Below are 15,780 nucleotides of genomic sequence, written 5' to 3' on the forward strand. Positions count from 1 at the left end.
TCCTGCCCGAACGCGCCGCCTCACCCGCCGACCCGCGCCTCGGCACTCGACCGCTGCCGCACCACCGAGCCGTAGCGGCCCTTGACGACCTCCAGTTGGGCGGGGATGCGCTGGCGCAGATCGGCGACATGGCTGACGATGCCCACCGCCCGGTCACGCTCCCGCAGCCCGTCCAGCACATCGAGGACCTCGTCCAGCGTCTGCTCGTCCAGGCTGCCGAAGCCCTCGTCGATGAACAGCGTGTCCAGCCGCACCCCTCCGGCCTCCTCGGTCACCACATCGGCGAGGCCGAGCGCGAGGGCGAGCGATGCGAAGAAGGTCTCGCCGCCGGACAGTGTCGTGGTGTCCCGCTCGGTCCCGGTCCAGGCGTCCACCACCCGTAGCCCCAGGCCCCAGCGGCCACGGCCGGAGATCCTGGCGTCGGTGTGCACCAGGGTGTAGCGGCCGGAGGACATTCGCCGCAGCCGCAGGCTGGCCGCGTTGGCGACCTGTTCCAGTCGGGCCGCGAGGACGTAGGACTCCAGGCGCATCCGGTACTGGTTCTCCGTCGAGCTGCCGGACACCAGTTCCGCGAGCCGCCTGAGCCGGGTGTACTCCTCGCGCAGCGGGGCGAGTTCGGCGGTCTGCCGTTCCGCTTCGGCCGAGAGGCGGTCGAGTTCCGCGCACCGGGAACGTGCCGCCTGCCGTGCGGCGAACGCGTCGCGCAGCCGGTCGCCGGCGGCGTCGAACTCGGCTCGCCGCCGTCGCGGGTCGGCTGGCGACAGCGCCGCGGCGGCCAGCACCTCGGGGTCCGCCAGTTCACGGGTGACGGCGGCCTGTCGCGCCTGGTGCTCCTCGATCCGCTCCCTCAGTGCGCGCAGCCCGGCCGCGTCCAGGCGGGCGTCGGCGGCCTGTGACACGGTGTCGAACCCCGCGCCACGGGCGGCTGCCGTGAGCCGGGTCTCGGCCTGCGCCAGGCGCTCCGCCGTACCGGACGCGGCCTTCGCGGCGTCCGCGGCCGCGGTGTACGCCGCCGCGAGCCGCTCCAGGCGCGAGGCGTGCTCGGCGGCGCTGCCCTCGCCGTCCAGCAGCCCCGTCAACTGCTCGCGGAGCGCGGCGAGTTCGGCGTCCAGGGTCTCCCGGCGGGCGAGCAGGTCGGCGGCGCGGGCGCTGGCCCGCTGCTGGGCGTCGACGCGCCGCTGGTGCTCCCGTTCGGCGAGTTCCCATGCCTCACGGGCGGGGTGCACATCGGCCGCCGCGCGGGCCGCCTCGTCGTGCGCGTCCGCCAACTCGGCGAGCCGAGCGGCCAGTTCGGCCACCGACCGGTCGGCCACGGTCTCGCGGGCGGCGGCAAGGCGCTCCCGTACGGTGTGCAGTTCGATCTCGGCCGCTCCGCGGGTCTCGTCGGCCCTCAGAGAGTCGGCCTGGGCCCGCTCCTCAGTGTCCCGGTCGACATGGCCGGTGCCGGGTTCGGCCGGAGCGGGATGGGCCACCGAGCCGCACACCGGGCAGGGCTCTCCGTCGGCCAACTCCCCGGCCAGTTCGGCGGCTATGCCGCGCAGCCGTCGTTCCTTCAGCTCCAACCACCGCTCCCGTGCGGCGGCCGCGGTCTCACGGGCGCGCAACAGCCGTTCGTCCGCGGCGCGCTCCAGGTCGATCAGCTCGTCACGACGGCGCGCGGCCGCCAGTCCCGTGCGCGCGGCGTCCAGTTGGCCGGCGAGTTGTACGGCGCGTTGCCCTGCCTGGTGTGCGGTGTCGATACGGCGCTGGTGGGCGGCGCGTACCTGGTCCCAGTCGGCCAGCCATGCCGCGGTGTCACGTTCTGCCTGTTCGTCGGCGGCGGCCTCGCGGTCGAGGCCGTCGCGGACCGCGACCAGTTCGTTGACCCGGTTCTCGGCTCGGCGGGCCGCGTCGAGCCGACCGAGGTCCTCGCGTAGTCGGCCCGCCCGCTGGGCCAGTTGGTCGGCGTCGGCGGGGCCGTCGGGAAGCGCGGCGGCGGTGCGCTGCCTGGCGGCCTCGGCCACGTCGTGTTCGCGCCGCGCGGTGTCACGCGCGTCGAGGGCGGGGGTGACCTGTTGGGCGGCGCTGGCGCGCTCCCAGCGCTCGGTGTCCGCCTCGTACCGTGTGCGCTCGGCGGCCAGCTGCGCCGAGCGGGCCTGTGCGTCGGTGTACCGCTGCTGAAGCTCGGCGGTCTCGCGGGCCGCCTCCAGGTCACTCTCGGCTTCCTTCAGCGCCGACTCCGCGGCGCTCAGGGCGAGTTCCGCGACGTCGGCGTGCTCCCTGGCGGCGGTACGCGCGAAGGCGGCCCAGCCCAGCACTCGCTCGGCCAACCCCGGCTCCCCCGGCGCCGTTTCGGGCGGCGGCTGTTCAGCGGCGGCCCGGCCCGCGGCCTGCCGCATCTGGTGGGCCAGCGCGATCAGGCGCTGGTCCTGGGCGCGCACCCGGTCCTCCACGGCACCGCGCCGCTCGAACAGCCAGCGCTCCGCGCCGACGAACCGGTCGGTGCCGAACAGCCTGCCCAGCAGCTTGCCGCGTTCGGTGGCGTCGGCCCGCAGGAACGTGGCGAACTGGCCCTGCGGCAGCAGCACCACCTGGCAGAACTGCTCCCTGCTCATGCCGAGCAGTTGCCTGATCTCCTCGCCGATCTCCTGGTGCGAGCGGCTGAGCGCGGTCCACTCGCCGGTGCTGGGCGACAGTTCCCGCAGCGCGCTGAAGTGCTTCTCAACGGTGGTTCCGGTGCCGCGCCGCTTGGGACGCTCCTGTTCAGGCCGCCGGGTCAGCTCCAACCGGCGTCCGCCAACGGTGAGTTCCAGCACGACCTCGGTCAACTGGTCCGGGGTCGCGTGGTCGCTGCGCAGCCGGTTGCGCGGCCGAACGCCCGGCACCTCCCCGTACAGCGCGAAGCACACCGCGTCGAGCACCGAGGTCTTGCCCGCGCCCGTGGCGCCGTGCAGTAGGAATATCCCGCCGGAGGACAGTTCGTCGAAGTCGATCTCCTCGGTGCGGCGGTAGGGCCCGAAGGCGGTCACCTGCAAACGGTGCAGCCGCATCAGACCGACTCCCCGACCGCCGCGCGCACCCGCGCCGCGTCCAGCGCGTCCCGCAGCACCGCGCTCTCCCGAGGATCCGGGCCGTGGCCGCGCACGTGGGCCACGAAGTCCTCGGCGATCTGCTGGTCGGTGCGGTCACGCAACCGCTTCGCGTACGACACCAGCGGATCCACCTCGGCGCCCTGCGGGTCGAAGTCGAGCGCCAGTACATGGGGGAAGCGACGGGCCAGCCGGGCCATCGGATCGTACGGGCGCTGGGCGTCGGTCAACGTTGCCTCCACCCAGGCGTCCTCGTCGGCCTCCAGCGCCGGGTCGGACAGCAGCTCCGCCAGCGTTCCCCGGAGCCGGGCCAGTCGGCGCGGCACCGGGCAGTCCACCCGCTCCGCCGAGACCTCACCGCCCGGGCCGAGGTCGACCAGCCACATGCTCTTGCGGTGCAGATGCTCGGAGAAGGAGTACGCCAGCGGGGAGCCGGAGTAGCGGATCCGGTCGGTGATGGTCTGCGCGCCGTGCAGATGTCCCAGGGCCACGTAGTCGACGCCGTCGAACACCTCGGCGGGCACCGCGGCGACTCCGCCCGCGGTGATGTCGCGTTCGCTGCGGCAGCCGACGCCGCCCGCGACGAAGGCATGGGCGAGGACGACCGAGCGAGTACCGGCCGGGCGGGCGGCGAGATCGGCGCGGACCCGGCCCATGGCGGCGCGGAGCACGGTGGTGTGGTCGGCCCGTTCGGCGGCGAACTCGGCGCGTACCAGGGCGGGTTCGAGGTACGGCAGCCCGTACATCGCCACCTCGCCGTGCTCGTCGCCCAGCAGCACGGGGGTGCCGCACTCCCCCGGCGCGGTGCGCAGATGGATACCGGCGCGGGACATCAGCCGTGCGCCGACGCCGAGGCGACGTGCCGAGTCATGGTTGCCGGAGATCATCACCGTGGGAACACCGAGTTCGCCGAGCCGGTGCAGCGCGGAGTCGAAGAGTTCGACCGCGGGCAGCGGCGGCACCGCACGGTCGTATATGTCGCCCGCGACCAGGACCGCGTCGACCCGCTCGGCACGCACCGTCTCCACCAGGTGGTCGACGAAGGCCTCCTGGGCGGACAGGAGGTTGACCCGGTGGAACGACCGTCCCAGGTGCCAGTCGGAAGTGTGCAGAATTCTCAAGACGCCGCTCCGACCTGCATGTCTCCCCTTACTCCGCCCCTGGGCCCGGCACCGAACCAGCACGGTCCTCGCCGTCGGCACCGACCACGCTAACGCCTGTCAGTACCTGGTCCCTCACGGACCTCAGTCTGCCACCGGCGTCCGGCGTGAGGTGGCAGTAGATGTGCGCGGTGATCTGGACGGGGTGGCATGACCAAGCCACCGCGATTACCTCTGGGTGGGAGACACCACCGACGACGGCGCTCCTCGCAAGGAAACGGCGCGGCGTGTGCGCAGGCCGCATGGCCCCCCAGCGCCCGCTGTGGGCACCCACACCAGCGCGACCGACGGCACTACGAACCGGGTGGGTGCCCGGGCCGTGGGCACAAGGAGCCCGGACCGTCGACCAGGACGGAACCGGAAGAAGGGGAACTCATGCTTGTTTTCTCAGCAACGTCGTGATCTCGGCGCCGATGTCCTCGGTGAGTGTGCGCTCGCAAAGGATGCCCAGGCTCTCCGCGAGCCGCCTGCCGTGCAGGTCGACGGCCGACTCGGCGAGTTCCGCGAACGCCAGGGCCGCGACTCGCGCCCGGCGCCATGCCGTTGCGGCGGTGACGACACCGAGGACCGCCGACGGCCACCACACGGCGCCCACGGCGAGATAGCCGACGGCCCACGCCACCAGCCTGGTCTGGGCGGCGAGCTTGGCGCGGGCCGTGCTGATCTCGGCGCGGACGTCCTCGGGCAGCGTGAGCCAGAGCCGCGGCCACGCCGAGGCGAGGTCGAGCCGGTAGGTCTCCCAGACCCGTGTGTCGACGGCGGCGATCCGGTCGCCCAGCCAGAACGGGTGGGTCGGCGGCGCGGGACTGATCCGGTTGCGCCGGGCGTTGAGTTCACGGGCCCGTGCGGCAGCCGCGCTGGCTTCGGGAGTGCGCTCGGCCTTGGCCGCCTCCACCAGGGCGCGGTTGAACTTCGCGTGCGCTTCGTCCCACCGCCGTCGGCGCCGGTCGGTGAGGAATCGCGGCCGGGTGGCAAGCCACAGTCGTTCCACCGCCGCACCCAGCGCGGTGGCGGCCAGGCCCAGACCCGCAGAAGCCGCCAGAAGTCCTGCCAGGACAAGGATCAGCGTACCGGTGCTCCGCAACGCGGGCTCGGTCGACAACCGGTCGAGCCGGGTGAGCAGCAGACCGATGTCGTGCCAGCGCCGGTGTCCGAGCGTATCCCCGGCCGCGGCCACTGTCATCAGCAGTACGCTGGGCACGAGCATCAAGGCAAGCCAGCGTTCGGCCAGCTTGCCGCCCAGTACCTCAAGGATCTTGGTCACGACCGCAGCCTCCTGACGGCCATCGGCCGCCGGTACACCAGGCAGGGCACCGGCTCCGCGCCCGGCGCCTCGACCCGTGTGCAGGTGCCGCGGGGGCACACGAGGACCTCGAGCACGCGGTGCCCGTCACGCGTGCCGAGCAACCGCTCGTACGAACGCGTCGGGCTCAACCCTGCCACGTGCCCTGCCCGCAGGAGCTGTTCCTCCAACTCATCGAAGTCGCCAGCGAGTTCGTCGAGCGGGACACCGTCGCGCACACGGCCAACGATCGACTCCGCGAGCGCCCGAACCTCCGGCGAGCTCCGCACCGCGTCGGTGTCATCGGCCAAGCGCTGGCACAGCACGGTCAGTTGGTCAGCGGTCACCGCAGTGAGGATAGTTTGCGAAGTGACCTCCCCGACACCCTTCGACAACGAGATCGAGCGCAACCGGCAACGGGCGGCCCGGGGCTCGGTGAACGCGACGAACGACCTGGCCATGGCACTGCGCGACCGCCACCGGCTCACGGGCGATCCGGCGGACCTGCTGGAAGGAATCGCGCGGCTGCGGACCGCCATCGGATACACGCGGAACCACCCGGTCAAGTACACGTTACGGGTCAGCCTGAGCGCGTTGCTGCTGGACCACTTCCAGCACTTCGGCGACGTCTGCGCGTTGCACGAAGCACTGGCCGGGTGTGACAAGGCGCTGCCACTGCTGGCCGGGGAGAACCGGCTCACGGCGGCGATGGTGCGCGTCGATGCGCTGGTGCTGCTGGCCGAGCGCACCCGCGACCCCGAGTACGCCGCCGAGGCAGTTGAGTCGGCGTCACGTCTGCCGCGCACGCCGGGTGTGCAGTTGGTGCTGGGCAAGGCCCTGCGCATGCGGTACGAACTCACCTACGACCGTGGGGCACTCGTCGACGCGGCCGAGGTCCTGGAGGAAGGCGTCCGTGCGACCGCCGTCGACGACCCGAACTACCTGCTGGTGCTCAACCAGTTGGGCAACGTGCTGCAGTGTTCCGCGGAGGACACGGGCGACGAGTCCGTGCGGGAGACCGCTATCCGGCACCTGCGGGCCGCGGTGGCGCGCACGCCGAGCGCATCGCAGGCACTGCTGCACCGCAAGGTCGACCTCGCCGCCGCGTTGCGGGTTCGCGGCAGGCAGACCGGTGACGTCGCGGCGCTGCGGGAAGGCGTGGTCCTGCTGCGTGAGGTACTCGCGGCGACCCGGGCGGGCACGCGGCCGTGGGGCAACCGCTGCGAGAACTACCTGATCGCAGTGCTTGAGCTCGTCGAACGGACCGGCGACATCGAGCTGCTGGACCAGGCCGTGGAGGTCGGCCGATCCGCCCATGGCCAGGGCAGCGACGACGCCACGATCCCGCTGCTGCTCGGGCTGCTGCACCACCAACGATTCCTGCGCACGAGGCTGCGGCGCGACCTGGCGCAGGCGATCACCGCGTTCACCGAGGTCGTCCGCACGATCCCGTACGGCGAGCGGAACCACGTGGCGGCGCTGGGCAACCAAGGCCGCGTCTGGTTCTCCGAGTACGGGTTCAGCGGCGACCCGGAGGCGCTGCGCCGGGCCGTGACGGCACTGGGCAGCGCTGTGCGGGCGAGTGCCCCCGGCACGGTCGGGCGAGGCCAGACCCAGATCAACTACGGCGACGCCCTGTACGCACAGTACGAGCTCAGCCTGGACCCCGGGGTGCTCACTTCCGCAGGGCACGCCTTCCGTGAGGCGGTGGAGATCGAGGCACTGCCGCCGATGGCGCGGATCAGGGCCGCACGCGCATGGGCTCGCACCAAGGCCGAGACCGGGCAGTGGCGCGAGGCCCGGGACGCCTACGCATGCGCGGTTGGCCTGCTGCCGCTCGTGGTGCCGCGGCGTCTTGCCCGCGTCGACCAGCAGCGAGCGCTGGCGGAACTCAACGGCCTCGCCGCGGACGCGGCCGCCAGCGCGTTGTGGGCAGATGCCCCTGAGACGGCGGTGCGGCTGCTCGAACTCGGCCGGGGCGTGCTCGGCGGCCAGGTGCTGCAAAGCCGCAGCGATCTGTCGCGCCTGCACGCCGTGGCGCCGGAACTCGCCGAGCGACTGGATGACGCGTTCGACCGGCTGATCCCTTCCGGACATCTCATGGGAGCCGCGGCGGACGAGCGGCACGACCTGGACGTTCGGTTGTCGCACCTGCTCGACGAGGTGCGAGCGTTGCCCGGGTTCGCGGACTTCCTCGCCCCACCGGGACTCGCCGAACTGCTGGCGTCCGCTGCCGCGGGACCGGTGGTGCTCATCAACGTGAGCAGGTACCGCAGTGATGCGCTGATCGTCCAACCGTCGGGCATCACGCCGGTCCAACTGCCGGACGTGACACCGGACTCCGTGGCGGACCAGGCAGCCGCGTTGGGCGCCGCACTGGCGGCTTCGACCCGGCCGGGTGCGGGCGAAACCGATGCCCAGACCACCGTGACCGGGATACTCGGGTGGCTGTGGGACTTCGTCGCCGAACCGGTGCTGAAGCGGCTCGGGCACACCACCACGCCGTCGGATTCCTGGCCGCGGGTCTGGTGGTCGCCGGTGGGACAGCTGGCGTTGCTCCCGATCCACGCGGCCGGCCACTACCCGGACAGCGCGACGGTCCTCGATCGGGTGGTCTCGTCTTACACGCCGACACTGCGTGCGTTGCGGCACGCCAAGGCACGGCGCACCCGAGCGGACGGCGATCTGGTTGTCGTGGCGATCGGGGACGCACCCGGCGCGAAGACACTGCGCAGCGTGGAGCGGGAGGCGACCCACATCGCCGCCCTGACGTCGGCCACCAGGCTGGACGGCGCGCAGGCAACAGTCGACGCGGTCCGCGCCGCACTGCCCTCACACGGCTCCGCGCACTTCGCGTGTCACGGCGTGAGCGATCCCGACGACCCCTCGGCCAGTCATCTGCTTCTGCACGACGGTCCGCTTTCGGTGCTCGACCTGTCCGCGCTCGACCTGTCCGGGGTCAGGCTCGCTGTGCTGTCGGCGTGCGAGACATCCCTTGGCGCCCACTGGATCCCCGACGAGAGCCTGCACCTGGTGTCGGCGTTCCAGCTTGCCGGATACCCGCAGGTCGTCGGCACACTGTGGCAGGTCAATGACCTCGTCGCCCGGCAGGTCGCGGTGGACCTGCACGAAGGCATCGCCGCGGGCGAGGACGCCGCGATGGCGTTGCACCACGCGGTGCGCCGCTGCCGCGAGCGCTTCCACAAGTCCCCGACGCTGTGGGCTGCGCACCTCCATTCGGGGCGATAATCGGCGGACGTATCCGCGGTGGCGCGTGACGGCGGCAGGGGGGCCTGTGGCGTTCTGGAGGAAGAAGCGGAAGAGCACCGAGCACTACGCCGGTGACTTCGGCAGTGCCGAGATCAACGTGACCAAGCGGCGAGGTGAGCCGGCGTTGCTCGACATCAAGCTGACGATGACCGCGGAGTACGCCCACGGGCTCGACTTCCAGCACAAACGCGACGAGCTCGGACTGCACCACCCCGAGACGTTGCACGCGCTGCACGGGTACGCGGTCGCGCTGGGCGATCTCCCCGGCAGACGAGACGATGCCATCGAACTGCTGGACTGGCTGGTCGCCGCTCGCGCGGACGACCAAGAGAACAGGCTGCTGGCGTTGAACGACCTCACCAGGCTTCAGCAGCACAGCGGCTACCTCGCGCTGGCCGAACAGCGGCTACGCGAGGCGCTGTCCGGCTGGGAACGGTTACGCGGTCAGGACGACGCCCAGACGTTGCAGATCGCCTCGAACCTGGCGAGCGTCCTGATCGACCTCGGCCGCCGGGAGGAGGCGGAAGGCCTGATGCGGGACACCGTCGCTCGCCGCACACGCACCCTCGGCGCTACCCATCCGGACACGTTGAGCAGCAGGAACACCCTGGCGGGAACGTTACGAGGCTCGCCCGCTCAACTCGCCGAGGCGGAGCACATGTACCGGGCGATGCTGGCCGATATCGACGGCACCACCGATCTGACGCTGGTCGTGCAACACAACCTCGCCGCCGTCCTCACCCACCAGGGCAAACACGCCGAGGCACTGAAGATGTACCGCGCTCTGATCGAAAGCCGGTCACAGCGGCAAGGCGACGATCACCCGGATACGTGGACATCCCGGCACAACTACGCCGTCGTACTCAACTCGCTGGGTCACGTCACCGAGGCCGAGGACAGGCTCGCCGAAGTCCTGGAGGGATACCGGCGGGCGTACGGACCACGGCACGCCGCGACCCTCAGCGTGCAGGTCGACCTGGCGGCAACGAGGGCGAACCAGGGCCGCGGCGCGGAGGCGGTGCCGCTGCTGCGTGACGCGATCGAGGGCTACCGGAGCACGCACGGCCCGAACCATCCCCTCGTGCGCGAACTCACGGACGTGCTCGCGCGGTTGGGAGGATGACGAGCGAACGACTGCGCCACCCCCTTGTTCCCCGTCCCACACCGCAACCGGTGGCGACCACCGCCGAGTTCAACGAGTCACGGCGTCAGGAGGCGTATCCGCGCAGCAGCTTGAGCGTGTTCTGTGAACTGGAGTCCTCCCGCGTGGTGACAAGGGCGAGGGACTGTTCCGGCGAACGGGCGAGCACGAGGATCTGCTGGGTGACCGTGAGTTCGCCGACCAGCGGATGGCGCAGCCGGTACGAGTCCGCTTCGCAGGGCCGGATCCGATGGTCGTTCCACAGCGCGGCGAACTCCGGGCATTTCATTGCCAGTTCCCCGACCAGTGACGCCAGGAGCGCGTCCTCGGGGTGGCGCCCGGCGACCTGCCGCAGGCTGCCCACCACCGCTCGCGCCTTGCGTTCCCAGTCCGCGTACAGGTCCCTGGTGTGCGGGCCGAGGAACACCATGCGTGTCAGGTTCGGCCGGTCGGCGGGACGGTCGGGCGCGGTGGGGTCGAGGTGCCCGGCCAGCAGGGCGTGCGCCAGGGGGTTCCAGGCCAGCACGTCGGTGCGGCGGCCGAGGACGAGCGCCGGAGTGTTCCCGACCGAGCGCAGCAGGTCACGGGTGAGGGCGTCGACGCGTTCCACCGGTGGACGCCTGAGGGGCCGGGGACGCTGGGAGGCGAGCTCCCGCAGGTGTGCGCGCTCGTGCTCGTCCAGCCGCAGGGCGGTGGCGAGCGCGTCCAGGACGCCGTCGGACGCGTTGACCGACTGGCCCTGTCCTGGCTGCCGACCTTCCCCAACGCCACCTATCTGATACCGAGGCGCGACTTCGAGTTCTGGAGCCCCGAGAACGACCGCGTCCGGAGCCTGGGGCGTGGCAACCAGAACGTGTTCGAGGACAGCGTGGCGCCGGTGCACGAAGCGGGGCAGACGCTGCTGTGGGACGACAGCCACACCATCGACGGGAACCTGCGGCTCGACCTCGCGCCGGGACACACGCCGGGCTCCTCCGTGCTGACCCTGGGGTCGGGCACCGACCGGGCGCTGTTCGTCGGCGACCTGCTGCACACACCGCTGCAGTTCGTGGAGCCCGACACCAACAGCTGCTTCTGCGAGGATCCGGCCGAGGCGAGGGCCACTCGCCGCCGGCTGTTCGGCCAGGCCAGCGACACCAACTCCCTTGTCCTGCCAGCGCATCTGGGCGGGCACGGCGGGGCGGAGGTCGTCCGGGACGGCGACAGGTTCGCCATCAAGGCATGGGCCCGCGCGACGCCGATTGCAGTCCGGTGATGGTGTTCGTGCACGGCGGCGGTTTCGTGGCGGGCTCATCCAGCGCTCCGCCGTACGACGGCGCCGCGTTCGCCCGCGACGGGGTGGTCCTGGTGACGCTCAACTACCGCCTCGGCATCGCGGGCTTCCTCGACCTATCTGGCACCGCAGGGGAAGCTGACAGGCGGCCGAACCGCCCGCGGCGCTGGCCGACCAGATGCACGCGGCGTGGGTCGCGTTCGCCAGGACCGGCGACCCCGGCTGGCCGCCGTTCGGCCGGGGGCGGCTGATCCGCCGATTCGACGGCGAAGGGGTCGGTTGGCGAGGGTCACCATCACCAACCGGCCTGTCGAGGCGATCGAATGCCGCCGGCCAGGGATGACGGGCGCCGCCCACACACGTCAGCACCGAACCGGCAGCGGCACCGCCGACGAGCAGCCGAAGTCCGTCAACCGACCGGCGCGCTCGCCCGGGTCAGAGCGTGCCGTACGTCTCACCACCCAGTTCCAGTACCGCGCTGCCCGCGCTGGCGTCGGCCAGCCAGTCACGGAAGGCGTCCAGCTCGGCCTCCGGCAGTCCGACCTCGATGCTCACCGCCGTCCCGTACCGGACCTCGCGCACCGCGCGGCCGGTGGACCGTAGGTCGTTCTCCAGCTTTCCGGCCCGCTGGTGGTCGACGGTGATGGTGGCCAGCCGGTATCGGCGGCGGACCACCGTGCCCAGGGCGTCCAGCGCCGCGCCGAGCGATCCGCCGTACGCCCGGATCAGTCCGCCGGCGCCCAGCTTGACCCCGCCGAAGTAGCGGGTGACCACGGCCACGGCGTAGCGGACGTCGCGCCGCGTCAGCATCTGCAGCATAGGCACGCCCGCGGTGCCGCCGGGCTCGCCGTCATCGCTCGCCTTCTGCAGCGCGGCGTCGGCGCCGATGACGTATGCGAAGCAGTTGTGGTTGGCGGACGGGTGCTCGGCCCGGACGCGACGGATGAAGTCCTGGGCCTCCTGCTCGGTCGCGGCGGGCGCGAGCGAGCAGATGAAGCGGGACTTGTTGATCTCGGTCTCGTGCACGCCCGCGCGGGCGATCGTCCGGTACTGCTCCTGCATCCGTCCAGCGTATGCGCATGCCCCGCCGCCGTCGGCGGGCGGTCGGCGTGCGGCGCGAGGAAAGGAGGGCAACCCGGGGCGGGTGTGGAACGTCCTGTGATCGGGAGCATACGGCTCTCCGCCACCGAAGGAATGTGAATGACGGTTCAGCGCGCGGAGCGGGCGGTCCGGAATCCGGCCGTGCCCGCCCGACGAGCGGCCCCAAGCGGGGCGTGGCTGGCGTGGTGCCTGCCGGTGGCCGGTGCCGCCGCCGACGAGCTGGCCGCCTCGGCACTGGGCTGGGGCCTCACGGTCAGCGCGGTGCTCGCCGCGGCGTTGTCCGGCGCGCGCTGTTCCCGGGCGGGCGCCTGGTGGGTGGTACCGGCCCCACCCCTGGTGGTCGCGGTGGTCACCGTAGCGGCCGAGCTGGTGTCCGGCGGCACGGGCCACCACGGCAAGGGCCTGTCAACCGCCGCCGTGCACTGGGCCGTTGACGCCTTTCCCGCCATGGCGGCGGCGGAGGCCACGGTGCTCGCGGTACTGACCGTTCGGGCGCTCAGGGCGCGCCGTAGGCGGGGGTAGCCGGGGCCGGGCCGCGGGCGACCTCGCGATCCGCGGGGACGACGAGGGCCGCGGGCCGCCACAACACCGTGGAACGGAAGCCACACGGCAACCGCGGCCCACGGCGTCCCCTAGGCGGCAGCGGGATGCTTGAACACCTGCCGGTCGTGCCACGTGATGAACGCGGGGTCGACCGGCGGGTTCCCCGGCCGTGGCGCGGCCAGAAGCTGCCCGGCCAGCGCGTCCACCGCCCGGCCCGCCTCGTTGCGGGCCACGTACAGCCCGGAGACCCGTATCCGCATGTCCAGCGTCAGCCCGAGCACCCCGAGGTCGAGCAGGGCGTGGTGCAGGGCGCACAGGGCCAGGGCGTTGCGCACCTCGTCGGGGCCGTCCTGGCTGTGCCACCGTATGTGCGCCGCCTGGAGGCCGACGGGGTTGCGGCCGAGTGCCCCGTCGTAGCCGCACATCGCGCAGGCGAACGCGTAGGCGCGCAGCGCCTCTTCGGCGAAGCCCGAGCGTCGGGTCCGCCGCCGCGGTGTCCTGGGGACTAGCGCGTAGGCCGCCTCCTCAAGGCTGGTCAGGTCCAGTCCGGCGCCCTCGCAGACGAGCGGTTCCAGCGCCGGGGTGAAGTGCCGGTCGAGCAGGACCCGTACGGCGGCGGCCAGCGTGCCGGGATCCGCGAGCAGCAGTTCCACTTCGGGGCGCAGCCGGCCGACCGCGCCATGTGACCGCAGCCAGTTGCCGCGTTCCGGCGCGCCGGAACCGATCGGCTGCTCGCTTCCGTCGAGCAGCTGCCACAGGGTGCGCTCAAGGTGCACGAACGGCATGGCGGCGCGCTGCCGTTGGGCCGTGACGCTGACGACGGACGGGCCGAAGTCGTTGATCAGCCGGCTGACCGGCTCCTCCGCGTCGGCGTACGTGACGGCGGTGCTTCCGGTCTCCGCGTACCGCCCGAACAGCCAGAGCAGCAACAGAGGTTTGTGCGGCGCCCGCCGCCCACCGACCGGCGCGGTCTTCAACCGGGCGAGCCGCTCGAACAGTTCCTCACGCGTCACGTGTCAAACCTTACGAAGGCCGCGCGTTCGCCTTCCCGTTGGCGCCCCACCACACCGAACCGAGCAGCAGCGCCCCCGGGACGACTCCGGCGGTCGTGGCGATGTCCGCCGCCGAAGCGCCGTAGCCGGCCAGCGCGAGGCCCGTGGCGCCGCAGGCCGTCATCGCCGCTGCGAGCCAACGACGAAGGCGAGCCCGAAGGCGCCGCCTGTCAACCAGCCTGTCTGTTCTCTTGTCACAGCCCACAGTCTCGCCGACGCGGATCATGGACAAACCCGGGTCGCCGGGAATCCCCAGCCGACGACGCTCGTTACGAGGCAGAACGCATTTCGCGACCCGCAGGAGGCAGGCGTGTACGGCGACCCGGCATCGATCCGCAGGATCCTGACTGGGCTTGGTGACACCTGGGCCGTGGTGGGGCTGTCCACCAACGAGCAGCGGGCCGCGTACGGCGTCGCGGAGGTGCTCCAGCGGTACGGCAAGCGGATCGTGCCCGTCCATCCGAGGGCCGAGACGGTGCACGGGGAGAAGGGGTATTCCTCGCTGTCCGAGATCCCGTTCCCGGTTGACGTCGTTGACGTGTTCGTCAACTCCGAGCTGGCCGGCCCGGTGGCGGACGAGGCGGTGGCGATCGGGGCCAAGGCGGTGTGGTTCCAGCTCGGCGTGGTGGACGAGGAGGCGTACCACCGGGTGCGCGAGGCGGGTCTGGAGATGGTGATGGACCGCTGCCCGGCGATCGAACTGCCGAGGCTGCGCTGACAGCGGCGGTGGAGGAAGCACAACGCTCTCCCCTGCGAGAAGCGGACGATCTAATTCCGTGGACGGTTCAACGAGGCCCCACCGGTTGCGCTAGCGTCCTGGCGTGATCACCGTACGAGCCGCCGGTCCCGAGGACGCCGCCGAACTGGTGCGGCTGCGCCGTCTGATGTTCCGTTCGATGAACGGCCGTGACGAACCAGGCGGTTGGGAGGAGACGGCGCGCAGGCTCATACGACGGCAGTTGGCCGACCCCGGCGGAACGCTTGGCGCGTTCGTGGTGGACGCGCCGGACGGCGGGCTCGCCGCCTGCGCCGTGGGCACGGTAGAGCAGCGGCTGCCCGCTCCTGGGCACCCCACCGGCCGGTTCGGGTTCGTCTTCAACGTGTGCACCGACCCGGCCCACCGCCGCCGCGGCTACGCGCGGGCGACGACCGAGGCGCTGCTCGGCTGGTTCGCCGAGCACGGGGTGACCCGGGTGGATCTGCACGCCACCCCGGAAGCCGAGGAGATGTACCGCGACTTCGGCTTCGCCGAACACTCCACCGCGCTCTCCCTCGACCTGTCGCGTCCCAACGGCTGAGCCGCCGCCTCACCCAGCGGCCCGGCCGAGCCCTTCGAGCACCACCGCGTCCGGCAGACCGGCCAGCGCCTTGCCGGGCACCAGCAGCTTGCCGCGCCGCCGCCCGCTGCCGATGACGACATACGGGGTGTCGGCCACGGCCGCGTCCACCAACAGCGGCCATTCCCGCGGCAGTCCGATCGGTGAGATGCCGCCGTACTCCATGCCGCTCTCCCCCACCGCGGTGTCCATCGGCGCGAACGACGCCTTGCGGACGCCGAGATGGCGGCGGACCAGGCCGTTGACATCGGCCCGGGTATGGGCCAGGACCACGCATCCGGCGAGCGTGACGTCCTGCCCGCGCCTACCCGCCACGACCACGCAGTTGGCCGACCGCTCGGGCGGAATGCCGTGGAGCTCGCCGAAGACGGCGGTGTCGGCGTCGGCCGGGTCGGAGTCCACGTAGAGCACCTGGTCCACCGGGACCGGTCCGCGCCAGGCGCGCAGCGCTTCGGCGACCGGTGGGGCCAGCAGGTCGAGGTGGTCGGAGGCCTGGAGTACTTCCGCGAAGTTTCCGATGGGAGCGTGCATACTCCGCACGCTAGCGCGCCGA

14 protein-coding genes and 2 pseudogenes are annotated in these 15,780 nt (G+C 72.0%); 7 read left to right on the plus strand and 9 right to left on the minus strand.

Translation table 11 applies throughout. The annotated features are described in order from the left end of the window. Positions 1–20: 20 nt before the first annotated feature. The 4 genes from P3G67_RS21985 to P3G67_RS22000 all read right to left on the minus strand — a co-directional run bounded on the left by P3G67_RS21985 (position 21) and on the right by P3G67_RS22000 (position 5,857). Positions 21–3,029, minus strand: a complete 3,009-nt coding sequence (locus P3G67_RS21985) for an AAA family ATPase (protein ID WP_276094992.1) — start codon at positions 3,027–3,029, stop codon at positions 21–23. Continuing rightward, entirely contained in the window at positions 3,029–4,189 is a 1,161-nt protein-coding gene (locus tag P3G67_RS21990) for an exonuclease SbcCD subunit D (RefSeq protein WP_276094993.1), read from the minus strand. Before P3G67_RS21990 ends, P3G67_RS21985 begins: the two co-directional genes overlap by 1 nt. Positions 4,190–4,601: 412 nt before the next feature. Then, complete coding sequence (locus P3G67_RS21995) at positions 4,602–5,492, minus strand: hypothetical protein (RefSeq protein WP_276094994.1); 891 nt, start codon at positions 5,490–5,492, stop codon at positions 4,602–4,604. Further along, a complete protein-coding gene (locus P3G67_RS22000) occupies positions 5,489–5,857 on the minus strand; it encodes a hypothetical protein (protein ID WP_276094995.1) in 369 nt (122 codons plus the stop codon). Before P3G67_RS22000 ends, P3G67_RS21995 begins: the two co-directional genes overlap by 4 nt. A gap of 22 nt (positions 5,858–5,879) precedes the next feature. On the opposite strand from P3G67_RS22000, the gene P3G67_RS22005 reads away from it, so the two are divergent. Both P3G67_RS22005 and P3G67_RS22010 read left to right on the plus strand, forming a co-directional pair. Next, complete coding sequence (locus tag P3G67_RS22005) at positions 5,880–8,759, plus strand: CHAT domain-containing protein (RefSeq protein ID WP_276094996.1); 2,880 nt, start codon at positions 5,880–5,882, stop codon at positions 8,757–8,759. Between the two features lie 46 nt (positions 8,760–8,805). Further along, a complete protein-coding gene (locus tag P3G67_RS22010) occupies positions 8,806–9,903 on the plus strand; it encodes a tetratricopeptide repeat protein (protein ID WP_276094997.1) in 1,098 nt (365 codons plus the stop codon). Between the two features lie 85 nt (positions 9,904–9,988). Here the strand turns inward: P3G67_RS22010 and P3G67_RS22015 are convergent, their stop codons facing one another. Beyond that, positions 9,989–10,531: an MmyB family transcriptional regulator gene (locus P3G67_RS22015; RefSeq protein WP_313880956.1), complete on the minus strand. Its 543-nt coding sequence runs from the start codon at positions 10,529–10,531 to the stop codon at positions 9,989–9,991. Positions 10,532–10,663: 132 nt separating this feature from the next. Here P3G67_RS22015 and P3G67_RS22020 point away from each other — a divergent pair. Further along, a pseudogene (locus P3G67_RS22020) lies at positions 10,664–11,176 on the plus strand (MBL fold metallo-hydrolase); the annotation flags it as partial. Beyond that, positions 11,170–11,319: pseudogene (locus P3G67_RS22025) on the plus strand (carboxylesterase family protein); the annotation flags it as partial. The pseudogenes P3G67_RS22020 and P3G67_RS22025, both read left to right, overlap by 7 nt. Positions 11,320–11,629: 310 nt before the next feature. Here the strand turns inward: P3G67_RS22025 and P3G67_RS22030 are convergent. Continuing rightward, positions 11,630–12,256 (minus strand): YigZ family protein, encoded by a 627-nt coding sequence (locus P3G67_RS22030; RefSeq protein WP_276094998.1) that lies wholly within the window; start codon positions 12,254–12,256, stop codon positions 11,630–11,632. 138 nt (positions 12,257–12,394) lie between these two features. Between P3G67_RS22030 and P3G67_RS22035 the strand changes: the two genes are divergently transcribed. Continuing rightward, a complete protein-coding gene (locus P3G67_RS22035; protein ID WP_276094999.1) occupies positions 12,395–12,817 on the plus strand; it encodes a DUF6542 domain-containing protein in 423 nt (140 codons plus the stop codon). Positions 12,818–12,927: 110 nt separating this feature from the next. Here the strand turns inward: P3G67_RS22035 and P3G67_RS22040 are convergent, their stop codons facing one another. Together P3G67_RS22040 and P3G67_RS22045 are read right to left on the minus strand one after the other, a co-directional pair. Beyond that, complete coding sequence (locus P3G67_RS22040; RefSeq protein WP_276095000.1) at positions 12,928–13,851, minus strand: phosphorothioated DNA-binding restriction endonuclease; 924 nt, start codon at positions 13,849–13,851, stop codon at positions 12,928–12,930. A 10-nt stretch (positions 13,852–13,861) separates the two neighbouring features. After that, positions 13,862–14,014, minus strand: coding sequence for a hypothetical protein (locus P3G67_RS22045; RefSeq protein WP_276095001.1), 153 nt, complete (start codon positions 14,012–14,014; stop codon positions 13,862–13,864). Between the two features lie 186 nt (positions 14,015–14,200). Between P3G67_RS22045 and P3G67_RS22050 the strand changes: the two genes are divergently transcribed. Then, positions 14,201–14,608 (plus strand): CoA-binding protein, encoded by a 408-nt coding sequence (locus P3G67_RS22050; RefSeq protein WP_276095002.1) that lies wholly within the window; start codon positions 14,201–14,203, stop codon positions 14,606–14,608. 103 nt (positions 14,609–14,711) lie between these two features. Beyond that, positions 14,712–15,188, plus strand: coding sequence for a GNAT family N-acetyltransferase (locus tag P3G67_RS22055; protein ID WP_269857260.1), 477 nt, complete (start codon positions 14,712–14,714; stop codon positions 15,186–15,188). A gap of 9 nt (positions 15,189–15,197) precedes the next feature. Here P3G67_RS22055 and P3G67_RS22060 read toward each other — a convergent pair whose 3' ends face one another. After that, entirely contained in the window at positions 15,198–15,758 is a 561-nt protein-coding gene (locus P3G67_RS22060) for a YbaK/EbsC family protein (protein WP_276095003.1), read from the minus strand. Positions 15,759–15,780: the final 22 nt, after the last annotated feature.

The sequence above is a fragment of the Streptomyces silvisoli genome (genome assembly GCF_029269905.1).
GTDB lineage: Bacteria > Actinomycetota > Actinomycetes > Streptomycetales > Streptomycetaceae > Streptantibioticus_A > Streptantibioticus_A silvisoli_A.

What these genes read in the sequence shown, in the direction of transcription:
- P3G67_RS22030 (WP_276094998.1), bottom strand. Translation starts at nt 12,256, where the DNA reads ATGCAGGAGCAGTACCGGACGATCGCCCGCGCGGGCGTGCACGAGACC.
- P3G67_RS22060 (WP_276095003.1), bottom strand. Translation starts at nt 15,758, where the DNA reads ATGCACGCTCCCATCGGAAACTTCGCGGAAGTACTCCAGGCCTCCGAC.
- P3G67_RS22045 (WP_276095001.1), bottom strand. Translation starts at nt 14,014, where the DNA reads ATGACGGCCTGCGGCGCCACGGGCCTCGCGCTGGCCGGCTACGGCGCT.
- P3G67_RS22035 (WP_276094999.1), top strand. Translation starts at nt 12,395, where the DNA reads ATGACGGTTCAGCGCGCGGAGCGGGCGGTCCGGAATCCGGCCGTGCCC.
- P3G67_RS21985 (WP_276094992.1), bottom strand. Translation starts at nt 3,029, where the DNA reads ATGCGGCTGCACCGTTTGCAGGTGACCGCCTTCGGGCCCTACCGCCGC.